Origin of the sequence: Rhodococcus sp. LB1 (assembly GCF_001583455.1) — a bacterium.
Taxonomy (GTDB): Bacteria; Actinomycetota; Actinomycetes; order Mycobacteriales; family Mycobacteriaceae; genus Rhodococcus_F; species Rhodococcus_F opacus.
On sequence record NZ_LTCZ01000399.1, the window covers coordinates 23,932 to 38,152 of the forward strand.

The window sequence follows — 14,221 nt, forward strand, 5'->3', positions numbered from 1 at the left end:
CCACGAGATCTACCTTCCGGGGGCCAGCGGCCCGATTGGGAACGGTACGCCGAGCAATTCGACGAAGACGATCTGCAGTGCGACGACCCCCAGTGCCGCGGTGACCAGCGTGAGTCGCCACGACTCACCGAAGAGACGAAGCCACACCACGAGTAGCACGAAAGCCGGCACGGGCATGCCCACCAGCGGAAGCATCACCACGAAGAATGCGATTGCGGCGATGGCGGTAGCCACCCGAGCGAGGTCACTGATCAGGACCTTCTCGCAGCGCTCCACCCCGGTAATGAACAACCAGACGCTTGTAACGAGCACGCCCACCGAGGTAAGCAGGGGCCAAGCTCCGGGGCCCGGCTCGGTCAGGTCACCGAGACCGAGACGCACCGATTCGATTGTCGCCAATACGCCGAGAACGGTCAGGACCGCGGGGGTGAGGCGTCTATTCTCCACAGCCCTCACGTTTTTCTCGGCGGCCTCCTCGACAAGTAGCGTGTCGCTCATTTCTGGACCGCCTCTCGCCATTGGGTTTCGGCCGAGTTGATTTCTGCCCGAATCTTTTCGGGGCCTGGGTCGTCGTCGCGCACGAATTCCTCTCCCAGCACTTCGGCAGTCTTCGGGTCTTTCAGGCACGATCCCATGGCCTGCGCCAAGGTCTTTTTCACGTCACCGTCGATTCCGGCCGGGGCGAGCAAGGTGACGTTGACTGTGGAGTCGGGCAGGTCGCCGTATCCCAACTCGATGAATGTCGGGACTTCCGGTAGGAAGTCGAGCCGCTCTTCTGCCCCCGTGGCCAGGGCTCGCAGATTTCCCGATTCGATCTGCTCGAGCAGCGTCGGAGACGTACTCAGGTAGGCGCTGTCGACGTTTCCGCCTAGCACCGCGGCCGCGGACTGGTCGTTGCTGACGAAGGGGACGTTGGTGAAACGAGGGCCCCCGTCCTCGGTGATGCCGTTGATAGCGAGCGCGAAGATGCCCATCGAGCCTGGCATGGCGACCGAGAACGAACCGTCCTTTTGCTCGGCTGCCTCCAGCAGTTCCTGCCCGGTGCGGTATGGGCTGTCGCCCTTCACCACTAGGACAGAGGGCGCAAGTGTGATGCCGGAGATCGGGTCGAAGCTGGATCCGTCGTACTGAGCGCCATCGGTAACCAGTGGTACCAGTGCCGCGGTCGACAACGACACAACCGAGAGTGTGTATCCGTCCGGCTCTGCTCTGGCGACCCTCGTCATCCCGATCGCTCCGCCACCGCCGTCCTGGTTCTCGACGATGAACGTCCCACCCAATTCCTCTTCCATGCATTTCGCCGCTACACGAGCGGTGGTGTCAGAGATCCCGCCAGCGGCAAACGGCGTAATGATCCGCACCGTCCCGGAGGGGTAGTAGCCAGCGGTGGACTTTGGCATCTCCGCGCATCCGGCGGTCGCCAATCCGGCGACTGCCACCAACGCGGCTATTCGGAAGGGCACAGTCATACTCATCCATTCCTATATACGTACGGGCCGTACTCATATAAGAATGCACGCTAGTAACTATGGAGAGTGATGTCAATCACTCTCCATAACGCTCGGCGATCCGCCCGCGAACCATCCGCATCGGCCGCACTGCCCCTTTTGCAGGGAGATCCGAAATCATCGCCGCAGGTGACGGACTTTTTCACCACCACTCTTGAAAACGCTCGTTATCAGCGCTACATTCGTCATAAGGTAAGACCAAAGCGACTTCGCGACGGACTTCGCTCCGCGTGAAACAAGAAAGGACCAACAGGTCGATGAGTGACTTCACGGATGTGACGTACGAGGTCGAGGATGGACTCGCCTGGATCACGATCAACCGGCCCGATCGGTACAACGCGTTCCGCGCGCGCACCGTCGACGAGTTGGTGAAGTCGTTCAAGAAGGCGTGGGGCAGCGCCGAGGTCGGGGCGATCGCGCTGACCGGAGCCGGCGAGAAGGCGTTCTGCTCGGGTGGCGACCAGAAGCAGCGTATGGAGACCGGCGACTACGGCCCGTCCGACAGCGGACTGTTCGAGGTCGAGGCGCTGCACCGCGTCCTCCGGGACGTCCCCAAGCCCGTGATCGCCGCGGTCAACGGTGTCGCGGTCGGCGGCGGCCATGTGCTGCACCTGCTGTGCGACCTGTCCATCGCCGCGGACCACGCCATCTTCGGGCAGAACGGTCCGCGTGTGGGATCGTTCGACGCCGGACTCGGCACCGGATACCTGGCCCGAGCGATCGGCGAGAAGCGTGCGCGAGAGATCTGGTTCCTCTGCCGCCGCTACAGCGCCGAGCAGGCCCTCGACTGGGGTCTGGTCAACAAGGTGGTGCCCGGTGACCAGCTGCGGGCGGAGGTCCGCGCCTGGGCCGACGAGATCCTGCAGCTCTCGCCGACGGCGCTGAAGGTGCTCAAGCAGTCTCTCAACGCCGACACCGAGCATTTCATCGCGCAGGGCAACATGGCCTACTCGACGCTCAAGCTGTTCGGTGAGTCCGCCGAGGCCATCGAGGGCATCAGCGCGTTCAACGAAAAGCGCAAGCCCGACTTCTCCAAGTTCCGCGGCGCCTGATCCTGACTTCCGGACGGCGGGGCTGTCTTCCGCCCCGCCGTCCGGCAACTCACTCCCCAGGACCCGTCACAGAGAGCAGTCGCCCACATGCGTTTCACCCGAGAGCAACAGGATTTCGCGGTGGCCGTCCGCGAACTCTGCGACTCCGAATGTAAGACACTCCAGCAGCGTGACGCCCTGACCGAGGGCGGCACTGTGGCCAACAGCTCCGCCCTGCTCGAGAAATTCGCCGGCCTCGGCTGGCTCGCCGTGTCGCTGCCGGAAGAGCATGGCGGGGGCGGCGCCGGAATGGTCGAGGAATGCATCTTCCTCGAGGAAACCGCGCGCGGACTCGCCCCGATCATCGCCTATTCCACGGGACTTACGGCCGCACAGACCTATTTGCGCTACGGCACCGAGGAACAGAAGCACACGATCGTGGGCAACATGGCATCCGGAAAGCTCGAGGCGATCGCCCTCAGCGAGCCCGGTGCGGGTTCCGACCTCGGGGGTGTCCGGATCAAGGCGGAACTGGTCGACGACCACTACGTCATCAACGGTCAGAAAACGTGGATCTCCGCGGCACACGTCGCCGAGCACATCCTCCTCCTTGCCCGAACCGACGCGTCCGGGAACAAGCACCAGGGTTTGACCCTTTTCATGGTGCCTGCCGCTTCGCCCGGCCTCGAAATCCACGGCATTGAGACCATGGAGGCCCGCACCTGCAACGACCTGTACTTCACCGATGTCGCCGTGCCCGCGAGCGCAGTGGTCGGTACACCGAACCAGGCGTGGCGTCACCTCATGCGGGGGCTCAGCGTCGAGCGCCTCATCATCGCGACGATGGCGCTCGGCGGGGCCCAGCGCTCACTCGACGATGTGATTGCCTTCGTCACCGAGCGTGAACAATTCGGTCAGAAGATCAGCAGTTTCCAGGCCATCCGTCACCGCATCGCGGATCTCGCCACGGAGATCGCCTTCGCGAAGTCGTTCGTGTACGACGTGGCCGAACGGATCGATGCCGGGGAGGAAGACAACCTCAACCGCGAGGGGTCGATGGCTAAGCTGAAATGTACCGAAATCGCGAAGAAGACCGCACTCGAGGCGATGCAGATGATGGGCGGCTACGGCTATACCCGCGAATACGGCATGGAGGAACAGGTTCGCCGGTCTCTGGCTCCGCCGATCTACGGCGGTACCAACGAGATTCAGCGCGAAATCATCAGTAAGAGCCTGGGCCTGTAGCCCTCGTTCCCGACCATAGGACCATCGCATGACCACTTCTCCCTTCACTCCCGACGCCCTCGCGGGCAAGCGCGTGCTGATCACCGGCGGCGGCACCGGGCTCGGCCGCGGCGTCGCCCGGCACCTCGTCGATCACGGAGCCGAAGTTCACCTGTGGGGCCGTCGGCCCGCTGTCCTCGAGGAAGCCGCGGCGGAGGCGTCCGTTTCCCGGCCGGGCTCGGTCCACTGGCAGACCGTCGATGTCCGCAAGGCAGACCTCGTATCGGCGGCCATGGACGAGATCTGGACACTTCACGGACCACTGACCGGCGTCATCAACAACGCCGCCGCGAACTTCATCGCCCCCACCGAATCGCTCAGCGCACGCGCCTTCGAGGCCGTCACCTCCACCGTGATGAACGGGTCCTTCAATACCACCCATGCCGCGGGCCGCCGCTGGATCGAAGGCGGCAACAAGGGTGTCGTCCTGTCCACCCTGACCACCTGGGTGTGGAGCGGATCCGCGTTCGTCGTTCCGTCCGCGATGGCGAAAGCTGCCGTGCACTCGATGACAATGTCGCTCGCGGTCGAATGGGCCCGATACGGCATCCGCCTCAACGCACTCGCCCCCGGACCGATCCCCACCGACTACGCATGGGAAATGCTCAACCCCACCGACAAGAGTGCAGTCGGCGCAACGCAGGCCGACCAGGTGCCGATGGGCCGAATGGGCACGATGGAAGAACTTGCCAACCTCACCACCTTCCTCCTGTCGGACGCCTGCGACTACCTCACCGGCCAGACCATCGCGATGGACGGCGGTCAAATGCTCGCCGGCCCCGGAACTTTCGCCGGTCTGACATCGATGACCAACGAGGACTGGGCCACCGCCCGGGAGAAGAGCAAGGCCGCGAGCGAAGCAGCAAAGGCTCAGCGCGGAGTCTGACCCCACATACGAGGCCTGCCTGCCGGTGACGACGAGGTCCCGGCGGGCAGGCCTCTTCTGTGTGACCCTCGTTCCACTTCGCACCTACCGCCCAGGAGAGACATGATGATCGAGAACATCACCGCCCCTCCGTTCATCGCGACCGGCGTCGAAGCGCTGTTCCAGGTAGCACCCGTGACCGGCGACGGCACCCACGGCAGGTCGGAAATGCCGACCGGACCGTGGCTGTCCGACCAGCGCGGACTGCCCTGCCGCGGCGCCCTCGGCGTTCTGATGGACGACGTGACAGGCTATCCGATCACCGCGCGATGTCCGGCCGGCCACTGGTCCGTCACAACGGAATTACACCTCGACTTCACCCGCAACCCACCGCTCGACGGATCGATCCTGCAGGCCGACAGCCAAGTCGTCACGACAGATCCGGTCGGCGGTCTGGCGAGCGGCCGAATCGTAGACGAGAGCGGGCGGGTCGTTGCCCTCGGAACCGCTCGCTTGCGGTTCGTCGCGGCCGCCTCACCGTCGGGATCCGTATCCGATAACGTCATCCGCTCTCGCGCGAACGCATCCTCGATCATCGAACTCCTCGGCGCCCACCACCGACGAGACAACGCTTGCGCCGGACTGGAACTGGATCCGTCGGAGTCGCTCTGCAATCCGCTGGGCAACGTTCACGGCGGCGTCCTTCTGTGTGCATCCGAGATCGCCGGCCACTCCGCGGTGGCGTCGCAGGCCGATTTCCAGACGACGTCGATTGCGATGACATTCGTGCGGCCCAGCCCTGGGACCGAGCCGATCACCTTCGCACCCCGGGTGGTTTACCGCGGCCGCAGCTTTGCCGTCATCCAGGTCGTCGGACGCAATCGAACCGGAAAGACTTGCACCACAGCAACAGTCACATTCCATCGCAGCTGATTCGACACGGCTGAGGCGGTCGGTACTCGGGTACCGACCGCCTCAGTCTCGTCGTCACACTACCGACGGCGCCAATCCCGCGGCGCGGTGGGCCGCGTCGAGGAAAGCGCGGACGAGGGCCGCGTCCCGGTAGTACTGGTCACCGACTCCGGCGACAGCCCGACGACGTCCGTACTCGTACAGCACCGCCAGCTTCCACAAGGCCAGCGCGGTGTACCAGGGCAGGTTCGACAGGTCGGCTCCCGTGGCGTCCGCGTACCGCTGAGCCAGCTCGTCCCGGGTGGGAAACCCCTCCTCGAGCACGGCCACAGCGAGATCTTCGGTCGGTGTGCGTTCCTCCCCGTCGACGGGATACGACGCGAGGAAGTACCCGAGGTCGAACAGGGGGTCACCGATCGTCGCCAACTCCCAGTCCAGCACTGCAGCAATCCGTCCCGGCGAATCGGGAGCGAGGATGACGTTGCCGATACGGTAGTCGTTGTGGATGATCGCCGCACCGGACTCTGCGGGCACGTGAGCGGCGAGCCAAGCGTCGATCCCCGCAAACTCCGGCGGCGGTGTTCCGTCCTCCGCTGCCACCAGTTTGCCCATGCGGCGCAGGTGACGCTCGTTGAACCCGTCCGGTCGGCCGATGTCCCCCAGACCGGCCGCCTGCCAATCCACTGCGTGCAGTGCGGCGAGAGTGTCGATCAATGCCTCGCCGATCCGGCGACGATCCGCGGGAGCGCTCAACGCCGGCGGTGTCTCGGTAGTGACCACCGGACCGGGAACGTAATCCATCACGTAGAACGGGACGTCGAGCACGTCACCGGTCTGGCCGACGGCGAGGACGTCCGCCACCGGCACGCCACTGCCGGCGAGGGCGCCGACAAGGCGCGCCTCCCGCAGCATGTCGTGGGCGCCCGCCGGGACGGGTGGCGGAGGCGGTCGTCGGACGATCACCTGACGGACCCCGTCGGAGACGAGGAACGTCAGGTTGGAATGTCCGTCGCCGATGCGCGCGGTCGTGAGCGGTCCTTCGGTGATCCCGCGCTTGCGCAGGAACGTCTCCAGCGCGCCGAGCGTGTCGGGCGTCCATTCCCAGGTCATGCGCTCGCCTCCATCCGTGTGGTCATTCGTTGATTCCTACTGTCCGGTGAAGCGCGGCGCCCGCTTCTCCTTGAAGGCGGCGAGCGCCTCCGGCATGTCGGCGCAGCGGGTGAGCAACGCCTGGCCCCGGTTCTCCAATTCCAGTGCCGCCGCATACGACGTCACTTCCTCGTTCCGCTGCAGCGCACGCTTCGACATTCGAATGCCGCCAGGCGAATTCGAGGCGATCGCCTCGGCCACCGCGACGGCCTCGTCGAACAGGTCGTCACTGGGCACTACCCGGTTTGCCAGCCCGATCCGGGCGGCTTCCTCGCCGCCGACGAAACGCGCGGTGTACGCGATCTCCGCCGCCCGGCCCGGTCCGACGAGCCGGGTGAGCTTCCACGACGTGCCGAGTTCCCCGACGGACAATCCGACCTTGACGAACGCCGCGTTGAACTTCGCGGTCGGCGCCACGAGGCGGATGTCTGCGGCGAGCGCGAGAGCCAGCCCGCCGCCCGCCGCGGCACCGTGAATCGCCGCGATAACCGGGAACGGCAGGTGGTACAACGCTGCCAGCCCACCGGTCGCGGTCTCCTGGAATTTCAAGAAATCACGCACACCCATTTCGGTGATGACGTGGATCTCGTCCAGATCGAATCCGGCGCAGAACGACCGCTCGCCCGCCCCCCGAATGATCAGCGCCCTTGCATCGGTGTCGCGCAACGCGTACGCGGCGGTGTTGAACTCCGTGAACATCTTGACCGTCATCGAGTTCATTCGGTCGGGTCGATTGATCGTGAGAACAGCGATCTTGCCCTCGAGCACCTCGAGGGTGAGGGTCTCCAACTGCGGCGGCTCGTAGTTACTCAGCACCGCCGTATTCTCCCGCACTTCGGTCTGCGTCATCTGGCTCACCTTCCCGTGAACTTCGGGTTGCGCTTCGCTTTGAACGCAGCCAGCGCCTCGGGCATGTCCTCGCCACGGGTGAGCAGCGCCTGACCCCGGTTCTCCAACTCGAGTGCCGCCGCGTAGGAGGACACTTCCATGTTCGCGTGGAGTGCACGCTTCGACAGTTGCACTCCGGCAGGAGAATTTGCACGGATCAAGCGCGCCATCGCGAGCGCCTCGTCGAGCAGTGACTCGGCGGGAACGACCGCATTGAGCAGTCCGAGCGACTCGGCCTCGACGGCCTCGATGAAGCGGCCCGTGTAGGCGAATTCGGCTGCCCGCGCCGGTCCGATGAGCCGGGGCAGGTGCCAGGAGGCGCCTAGATCGCCGGCGGACAGGCCGATTCGTACGAAGGCCGCGTTGAACCGTGCGGCCGGCGAGCCGATTCGGATGTCCGCGGCAAGCGAAAGTGACAGCCCTCCACCGGCGGCCGCACCGTTGACGGCCGCGATCACCGGGACGCGAATGCTGCGGATCGCCGAGAGCGCCCGCGCGGCCAGTTCCTGCTGGTCGAGCATGCCCATCGGTGTCAATGACGACAGTCCGTCGGCATCGTCGAGGTCGAAGCCACCGCAGAACGCCTTGCCGGCACCAGTGAGGATCACGACACGGAGGTCGTCCTCTTGATCCAGTTGCAGCGCCACCTTCTCCAGTTCGACGAACATGGTGTTCGTCATCGAGTTCATGCGTTCGGGGCGATTCAACGTCACGACGGCGATGCCGGGTTCCGGCCGCTCAAGCGTGAACGTTTCCCATGTCGTGGGCTCGGTCACGAGTTCACTCCTTCTCCAGTTCGGGCGATTCCAAGCGATCGCCCTCAGTTCGTGGCCGGACGCGGCGCGTCCGGATGGTCATGTCTCTGTATAGGTCTCCCGCACCGCACCCGAACGCAGCCACTCGGCCCGGCGATCAGAGTCGATTCCCCAATCGGTCAGAACCTCGGTGGTGTGCTCTCCCGGAATCGGCGGACGGCGGTCGACTGATGCCACCGTCCGGCTGAACCGGGGCGCCGGCGCCGGTTGCACGAGTCCGTCGACCTCGACGAAAGCGCCGCGCGCGACATTGTGCGGATGGGACGGCGCCTCGTCGACGTCGAGGACGGGCGCGATGCACGGTGTCAGCCCTTCGGCGGCGTCGAGCCATTCCGCGAGCGGACGGCCACGCACGGCGTCGGCGAAGATTTTCTTCATCTGCGGCCACTGCGAGCGGTCGTTCTGGTCCGGGAGGTCGTCGGGCAGTCCCAGCAGCGCGACGAGGTCGGCATAGAAATGCGGTTCTATTGCGCCGACTGCCAGCCACCTGCCGTCCGCGGTCTCGTAGGCGTCGTAGTACGGCGCGCCACTGTCGACGATGTTGGTGCCGCGTTCACTGTTCCACAGCCCGGTCTGCGCGAATCCGAAGAAGGGCGTCGCGAGGAGTGCGGCACCCTCGACCATCGAGGCGTCCACCACCTGACCGAGTCCCGAGGCGTGCCTCTCGAAGAGAGCCGACATCACACCCAGCGCGAGAAGCATTCCCCCACCGCCGAAGTCACCGACTAGGCTGAGTGGCGGGGTGGGCGGGTGGCCGTGGCGTCCAATCAACGAAAGAGCACCGCTCAGCGCCACGTAGTTGATGTCGTGGCCGACGTGCTGAGCGAGTGGGCCGTCCTGCCCGAAACCGGTCATGCGGCCGTAGATCAGCCCGGCATTGCGTTGCGCGCACTCATCTGGTCCGATGCCGAGGCGCTCGGCGACCCCGGGCCGGAAGCCCTCGATCAGCACGTCGGCGTCCGCGACGAGCGACAGCACCACCTCCGCGCCGTCGGGGTGTTTCAGGTCGACGGCGAGAGAGCGACGTCCGCGGTGTAGCAGTTCCGTCCGGAAGTCGGCGTTCGGTCCAACCAGCCCCGCACCGGTAGCGCGGTCCACGCGAATGACGTCTGCACCGAGATCGGCGAGGAGCATGGCGCAGAAGGGCCCCGGGCCGATGGAACCGATCTCCACCACTTTCAGCCCGGACAGCGGCCCGGTGAACGAGCGTCTCTCAGCGACCCGCATCGCCTACCCGCCTCCGCTCGCCTTTTGGTCTAATAATAATACCTTGATTTCGGTCGTGGAGGAATCCTCCCGACCTCGTGTCCGGGCATGCGCACTGACGACCAACACGACAGACACCAGTACGATCGCTCCCCCGATCACCAAGGAGGGGGTCACGGGTTCGGAGAGGACAACGGACCCGAGTGCCACAGCCACCACCGGATTCACATAGGTATGCGTGGCCACCAGCGACAGAGGAGCGTGATGCAATAGCCACGCGTACGCCGTGAAACCGATGATCGAGCCGAAGACGACCAGGTAGCCGAACGCTCCCCATGCCCTTGGTCCGATCGCTCCGTCCAGCCGTTCGCCAGTCGCCACCGACGCGAGCGACATGGCCGCTCCTGCCGCCAGAAGCTGGTACGCCGCAGTCACATACACGTCTCGCGGCAACCAGACCCTCGGCTTGATCCACGACCCGAACGACCACGACAGGCTGGACAGCACGATGACCGCCACCCCGATGACGGGAAGCCCGGACTGCCCACCACCACCGTGCGGCAACACCAGCACGGCGAGACCGATCAGCCCCACGCCGACACCTACCAACTCGAGCACCCGCGGGCGGTCACCGCCCAGCGTGCGATCGAGACAAATCCACAGCGGCACCATGGCGATGAGGAGCGCCGTCACGCCGGAGGGCACGCCGCGCAACTGGCCGACCGAGGTCAGGCCGTTCCCACACGCGAGCAGGAGCACTCCCAGGAACGCGGCTCCCGCTGCCTCGCGCCACGTGAGGCGCAACCGCCCCCAGCCGCCGCGACACGCCAGGAAGGCAGCCATCAACGCACCGGCAAGGAGAAACCGCACACCCATCGAGCCCAGGGGCGGCACTTCCTCGATGACCAGACGGATCGCGAGGTAGACCGATCCCCAGATCACATAGACGAGGAACAGGGCGAACGCGATCGGACCCCTTCCGACACTCCCGGGCGACATGGCGCTCAGGAGAAGCGCGGAGCGCGCTTCTCCAGGAAGGCCGTGATGCCCTCCTTCGCCTCTCCGTTCTCGAACAGATCCTGCTCCTGGGCTACCTCGAACCGGAAGCCCTCCTCGAGTGGCGTGTCGAACGATGCGTCGACCGTGCGGATGACGGCGCGCTGCGCGGGCAGCGACATCGTGCACAACTCAGTGGCGAGAGCCAGCGCGGCCTCCGTGGCGGCGCCTGCCTCGACGAGGCGATCGATCAAGCCGATCGCGTGCGCCTCGGAGGCAAGGACCTGGCGGGCGCTCAGCATGATGTCGAGGGCACGGCCGCGACCGACCAGACGCGGAAGGCGCTGCGTCCCACCCGCTCCAGGAATCAGCCCCAGCTTCACCTCGGGCAGCCCGAACTTGGCGTCCGCACCACCGACCCGCAGCGTGCATGCCATGGCGAGTTCGAGGCCGCCTCCGAGCGCGAGGCCGTCCACCGCGGCGATCGTGATGCGGTCGGACGACGCGAGCCGGTCGAGGGCTCCACGGAGTCGATCGCCGTACGCGGTGAAGGACTCCGCGTCCACGGACGACATGTGCTTGATGTCGGCGCCGGCCGCGAAGAAGCCCGGAATGTCGGATCGGACGACGATCACCTTCACCGAGCCGTCGGCGTCCGCCGCGTCGAGCGCCGCGTTCAGCCCGTCGATAATCGGCAGCCCGAGCGCGTTCGCCGGCCTGCGCTGCAACGTGATCGTCATAACGCCGGCCTCGACGTCGCTCCACGCGACTGCGGGCGTTGCGGTTTCCGACATGCACACCATCCTTCTCGCTTCTGTATTGACCCAACCATACTAATTATCAGACCGAAATGGAAGATCAGGGACGACGCGGGAACTTGTCGAACTCCGGGCGCCGCTTGGCCTTATATGCCTCGCGTCCTTCTTTCGCCTCCTCCGTCGAGTAGAAGAGCAAATTCGCATCGTGGGCAAGTTGCTGAATGCCCGCCATTCCGTCCTCGGCCGCATTGAAACTCGCCTTCATGAGCCGGAGCGCGAACGGCGAGAGCGCGAGCATTTCGTGACACCACTGCACCGTTTCCCGCTCGAGGTCGGCGAGGGGGACAACGGTATTGACCAAACCCATCTCGCGTGCCTGCTGCGCGTCGTACTGCCGGCACAGGAACCAGATCTCCTTGGCCTTCTTCACCCCGACCAGTTCGGCGAGCAAACCCGCGCCATAGCCGCCGTCGAACGACCCGACCTTCGGGCCGACCTGACCGAACCGGGCGTTGTCCGCAGCGATGGAGAGGTCGCAGACCAGGTGCAGGATGTGCCCGCCGCCGATCGCGTAGCCGGCGACCATGGCCACCACCGGTTTCGGCAGGCGGCGGATCTGGATCTGCAGATCGGTGACGTGGAACCGTCCGACGCTGCCCGCCTTGCCCGGCTCGGTGAGATAGCCGGTGTCGCCGCGCACCCGCTGGTCGCCACCCGAGCAGAACGCCTCGGGCCCCTCGCCCGTCAGCACGATGACGCCGACCGAGGAGTCCTCGCGGGCGTCGACCAACGCCTCGGAGATCTCCATCAGCGTCTGCGGACGGAACGCGTTGCGCACCTCCGGACGGCAGATCGTGATCTTCGCGATCCCGTCGCCACTGTGCTCGTATCGGATATCCTCGAACTCACCGACTGCCGTCCAGGACACGAAATCCGCTGTATCACCGTTGTTCGTCATGAACCGATCATAGGCTCACGCGCTAACGATCGTTACCGTCCGAGCCCGCGAATGCAGAAGGTGCGGCCCGGAAACCGAGCCGCACCTTCCGAATCGAAGTGGCCGTCAGGACATCGTCAGGCCACCGCTGACCGACAGGGTCTGGCCGGTGACGAATTCGGCCGCGTCGGACGCGAAGAATGCCACCGCGGCACCGATGTCTTTCGCCTTGCCGAGCCGCTTCATCGGCACGGCGCGGGTCATGCCGCCGATCACCTTGTCGGCCTCCTGGCCCGAGCTGTCGGCGAACTTGCGGAGCGCTGGCGTGTCGGTCGGGCCGGGGCACACCGTGTTCGCGGTGACACCCTTGGTCGCGACCTCACGGGCGAGGGTCTTGGTGAAGGCGATGATGCCGCCCTTGGCCCCCGAGTAGACGGCCTCGAGCGACGAGCCGACGCGGCCCGCGTCCGAACCGATGTTGATGACACGGCCCCAGCCGCGCTCGACCATGCCCGGGACGGTCGCCTGGATCACGCGCAGCTGACCCTTGAAGTTGATGTCGAGGATCCGGTCCCAGAACGCCTCGTCGGTCTTCAGGAACGGCATGAAGTCGTCCCAGCCTGCGTTGTTCACAACGATCTCGACGGGGCCGAACTGCTCGGCGACCTGCTTCACCGCGGCCTGCACGGACGCGGTGTCGGTGACGTCGACGGGGACGGCGATCGCCTGGCCGCCGGCGTCGCGGATGCCGGCCGCGGTTTCCTCGGCGACCGCCAGGTTGAGGTCGGCGACCGCGACGCGGAAGCCGGCAGCACCCAGTGCGTCGGAGATGCCCTTGCCGATGCCCTGCGCACCGCCTGTCACGAATGCAACTCGATTACTCATGTTCTTCTCCGTTTGTGTGTGTCGTGGTTCAAGATTCGGTGGACTTCAGCGCAGGCTCGATGCCCACTCGATGGGGCCGGCGACGATCGAATGACTGGTGAGCGTGCGGCCGAGCACGCTCTGCGCTTCCCGGGCCGCGTCGATGACGCGCGGAAGGTCGAGGCCCGTCTCGACGCCCATTTCGTGGAACATGCTCACCAGGTCCTCGGTGGCGATGTTTCCGGTCGAGCCCGCCGGAACGGGGCAGCCGCCCAGCTCGCCGAAGCTCGATTCGAAGCTCGCGCAACCTGCTTCGAGAGCCGCGTATGCATTGGCGAGGCCCTGGCCGCGGGTGTTGTGGAAGTGCGCGGTGACCTCCACGCCGGGCAGCCGGTCGAGCGCTGCCGCGAAGAACTCCGAGGCGTACGCAGGGTTGCACATGCCCGTGGTGTCGCCGAAGCCGATCTCGGTGGCACCGGCCTCCGCGAAACGTTCGGCGAGGTCGAGCACACGGGTCAGGTCGACCTTGCCCTCGAACGGGCAGCCGAACGACGTCGCGATCACGGCGGCGCAGTCGAGACCCTCGGCGACGATCCGCTTGGCCATGACGTCATTGTCCGCCATCGTCTCGTCGACGGTTCTATTGACGTTCTTCTTGTTGTGGGTCTCCGACGCGCTGACGAAGATCGCGACCTCGTGGAACTTGTCGCGCACCTTCAGTGCATTGTCGAGGCCCTTGCTGTTGGGGACCAGCACCATCAGCTTCGTCTCGTCGGGGACCTCGATGCGCGCGAGAACCTCGACGCCGTCAGCTAGTTGGGGGATCACATCCGGTCGCACGAAGCTGGCCACCTCGATCCGGGTGAATCCCGCCCGCCCGAGGGCGTTGATCAATCGCACCTTGTCGTCGGTCGGGATGCGTTCCGGTTCGTTCTGGAAACCGTCACGCGGTCCGACCTCCCGGATCTGGACCTTGTGGGGACGCGTCATGGCGTCGGCTCCTTTCCC

Annotated in this window: 15 protein-coding genes; 4 read left to right on the forward strand and 11 right to left on the reverse strand. The window is 65.7% G+C overall.

The window, feature by feature from the left end; all coding sequences use genetic code 11:
• Positions 1 to 9: 9 nt before the first annotated feature.
• Together AZG88_RS39085 and AZG88_RS39090 are read right to left on the reverse strand one after the other, a co-directional pair.
• A complete protein-coding gene (locus AZG88_RS39085; RefSeq protein ID WP_061700706.1) occupies positions 10 to 498 on the reverse strand; it encodes a tripartite tricarboxylate transporter TctB family protein in 489 nt (162 codons plus the stop codon).
• A complete protein-coding gene (locus tag AZG88_RS39090; protein ID WP_231914347.1) occupies positions 495 to 1,439 on the reverse strand; it encodes a tripartite tricarboxylate transporter substrate binding protein in 945 nt (314 codons plus the stop codon). Before AZG88_RS39090 ends, AZG88_RS39085 begins: the two co-directional genes overlap by 4 nt.
• A 326-nt stretch (positions 1,440 to 1,765) precedes the next feature.
• Here AZG88_RS39090 and AZG88_RS39095 point away from each other — a divergent pair, with 326 nt between their 5' ends.
• The 4 genes from AZG88_RS39095 (at position 1,766) to AZG88_RS39110 (ending at position 5,621) form a co-directional block, all read left to right on the forward strand.
• Positions 1,766 to 2,560 carry an enoyl-CoA hydratase-related protein gene (locus AZG88_RS39095; protein ID WP_061700708.1) on the forward strand — a complete coding sequence of 265 codons (795 nt, stop codon included), beginning with the start codon at positions 1,766 to 1,768 and terminating at the stop codon, positions 2,558 to 2,560.
• Between the two features lie 87 nt (positions 2,561 to 2,647).
• Positions 2,648 to 3,784 carry an acyl-CoA dehydrogenase family protein gene (locus AZG88_RS39100; protein ID WP_061700709.1) on the forward strand — a complete coding sequence of 379 codons (1,137 nt, stop codon included), beginning with the start codon at positions 2,648 to 2,650 and terminating at the stop codon, positions 3,782 to 3,784.
• A 28-nt stretch (positions 3,785 to 3,812) separates the two neighbouring features.
• Positions 3,813 to 4,709, forward strand: coding sequence for an SDR family oxidoreductase (locus AZG88_RS39105; RefSeq protein ID WP_061700710.1), 897 nt, complete (start codon positions 3,813 to 3,815; stop codon positions 4,707 to 4,709).
• A 102-nt stretch (positions 4,710 to 4,811) separates the two neighbouring features.
• Positions 4,812 to 5,621, forward strand: coding sequence for a PaaI family thioesterase (locus AZG88_RS39110; RefSeq protein ID WP_061700711.1), 810 nt, complete (start codon positions 4,812 to 4,814; stop codon positions 5,619 to 5,621).
• 54 nt (positions 5,622 to 5,675) lie between these two features.
• Here the strand turns inward: AZG88_RS39110 and AZG88_RS39115 are convergent, their stop codons facing one another.
• The 9 genes from AZG88_RS39115 to AZG88_RS39155 form a co-directional block, all read right to left on the reverse strand.
• Entirely contained in the window at positions 5,676 to 6,710 is a 1,035-nt protein-coding gene (locus AZG88_RS39115) for a phosphotransferase family protein (protein ID WP_061700712.1), read from the reverse strand.
• Between the two features lie 36 nt (positions 6,711 to 6,746).
• Positions 6,747 to 7,598 carry an enoyl-CoA hydratase/isomerase family protein gene (locus AZG88_RS39120; protein ID WP_061700713.1) on the reverse strand — a complete coding sequence of 284 codons (852 nt, stop codon included), beginning with the start codon at positions 7,596 to 7,598 and terminating at the stop codon, positions 6,747 to 6,749.
• A 5-nt stretch (positions 7,599 to 7,603) separates the two neighbouring features.
• A complete protein-coding gene (locus AZG88_RS39125; RefSeq protein WP_061700714.1) occupies positions 7,604 to 8,413 on the reverse strand; it encodes an enoyl-CoA hydratase/isomerase family protein in 810 nt (269 codons plus the stop codon).
• A 78-nt stretch (positions 8,414 to 8,491) separates the two neighbouring features.
• Complete coding sequence (locus AZG88_RS39130; RefSeq protein ID WP_061700715.1) at positions 8,492 to 9,679, reverse strand: CaiB/BaiF CoA transferase family protein; 1,188 nt, start codon at positions 9,677 to 9,679, stop codon at positions 8,492 to 8,494.
• Positions 9,680 to 9,682: 3 nt separating this feature from the next.
• Complete coding sequence (locus AZG88_RS39135) at positions 9,683 to 10,657, reverse strand: EamA family transporter (RefSeq protein WP_061700716.1); 975 nt, start codon at positions 10,655 to 10,657, stop codon at positions 9,683 to 9,685.
• A 5-nt stretch (positions 10,658 to 10,662) separates the two neighbouring features.
• The gene (locus tag AZG88_RS39140) at positions 10,663 to 11,448 is read right to left on the reverse strand and encodes an enoyl-CoA hydratase-related protein (protein ID WP_061700717.1); all 786 of its coding nucleotides are present in this window, start codon (positions 11,446 to 11,448) and stop codon (positions 10,663 to 10,665) included.
• 64 nt (positions 11,449 to 11,512) lie between these two features.
• The gene (menB, locus tag AZG88_RS39145) at positions 11,513 to 12,370 is read right to left on the reverse strand and encodes a 1,4-dihydroxy-2-naphthoyl-CoA synthase (protein ID WP_061700718.1); all 858 of its coding nucleotides are present in this window, start codon (positions 12,368 to 12,370) and stop codon (positions 11,513 to 11,515) included.
• 105 nt (positions 12,371 to 12,475) lie between these two features.
• Positions 12,476 to 13,234, reverse strand: a complete 759-nt coding sequence (locus AZG88_RS39150; RefSeq protein ID WP_061700719.1) for an SDR family NAD(P)-dependent oxidoreductase — start codon at positions 13,232 to 13,234, stop codon at positions 12,476 to 12,478.
• 45 nt (positions 13,235 to 13,279) lie between these two features.
• A complete protein-coding gene (locus AZG88_RS39155; RefSeq protein WP_061700720.1) occupies positions 13,280 to 14,203 on the reverse strand; it encodes a hydroxymethylglutaryl-CoA lyase in 924 nt (307 codons plus the stop codon).
• Positions 14,204 to 14,221: the final 18 nt, after the last annotated feature.

Bases quoted from the DNA above. Each gene is read 5' to 3' on its own strand.
- AZG88_RS39085 (WP_061700706.1), bottom strand. From the start codon at position 498: ATGAGCGACACGCTACTTGTCGAGGAGGCCGCCGAGAAAAACGTGAGG.
- AZG88_RS39095 (WP_061700708.1), top strand. From the start codon at position 1,766: ATGAGTGACTTCACGGATGTGACGTACGAGGTCGAGGATGGACTCGCC.
- AZG88_RS39100 (WP_061700709.1), top strand. From the start codon at position 2,648: ATGCGTTTCACCCGAGAGCAACAGGATTTCGCGGTGGCCGTCCGCGAA.
- AZG88_RS39105 (WP_061700710.1), top strand. From the start codon at position 3,813: ATGACCACTTCTCCCTTCACTCCCGACGCCCTCGCGGGCAAGCGCGTG.
- AZG88_RS39110 (WP_061700711.1), top strand. From the start codon at position 4,812: ATGATGATCGAGAACATCACCGCCCCTCCGTTCATCGCGACCGGCGTC.
- AZG88_RS39115 (WP_061700712.1), bottom strand. From the start codon at position 6,710: ATGACCTGGGAATGGACGCCCGACACGCTCGGCGCGCTGGAGACGTTC.
- AZG88_RS39120 (WP_061700713.1), bottom strand. From the start codon at position 7,598: ATGACGCAGACCGAAGTGCGGGAGAATACGGCGGTGCTGAGTAACTAC.
- AZG88_RS39130 (WP_061700715.1), bottom strand. From the start codon at position 9,679: ATGCGGGTCGCTGAGAGACGCTCGTTCACCGGGCCGCTGTCCGGGCTG.
- AZG88_RS39135 (WP_061700716.1), bottom strand. From the start codon at position 10,657: ATGTCGCCCGGGAGTGTCGGAAGGGGTCCGATCGCGTTCGCCCTGTTC.
- AZG88_RS39140 (WP_061700717.1), bottom strand. From the start codon at position 11,448: ATGTCGGAAACCGCAACGCCCGCAGTCGCGTGGAGCGACGTCGAGGCC.
- menB (WP_061700718.1), bottom strand. From the start codon at position 12,370: ATGACGAACAACGGTGATACAGCGGATTTCGTGTCCTGGACGGCAGTC.
- AZG88_RS39150 (WP_061700719.1), bottom strand. From the start codon at position 13,234: ATGAGTAATCGAGTTGCATTCGTGACAGGCGGTGCGCAGGGCATCGGC.
- AZG88_RS39155 (WP_061700720.1), bottom strand. From the start codon at position 14,203: ATGACGCGTCCCCACAAGGTCCAGATCCGGGAGGTCGGACCGCGTGAC.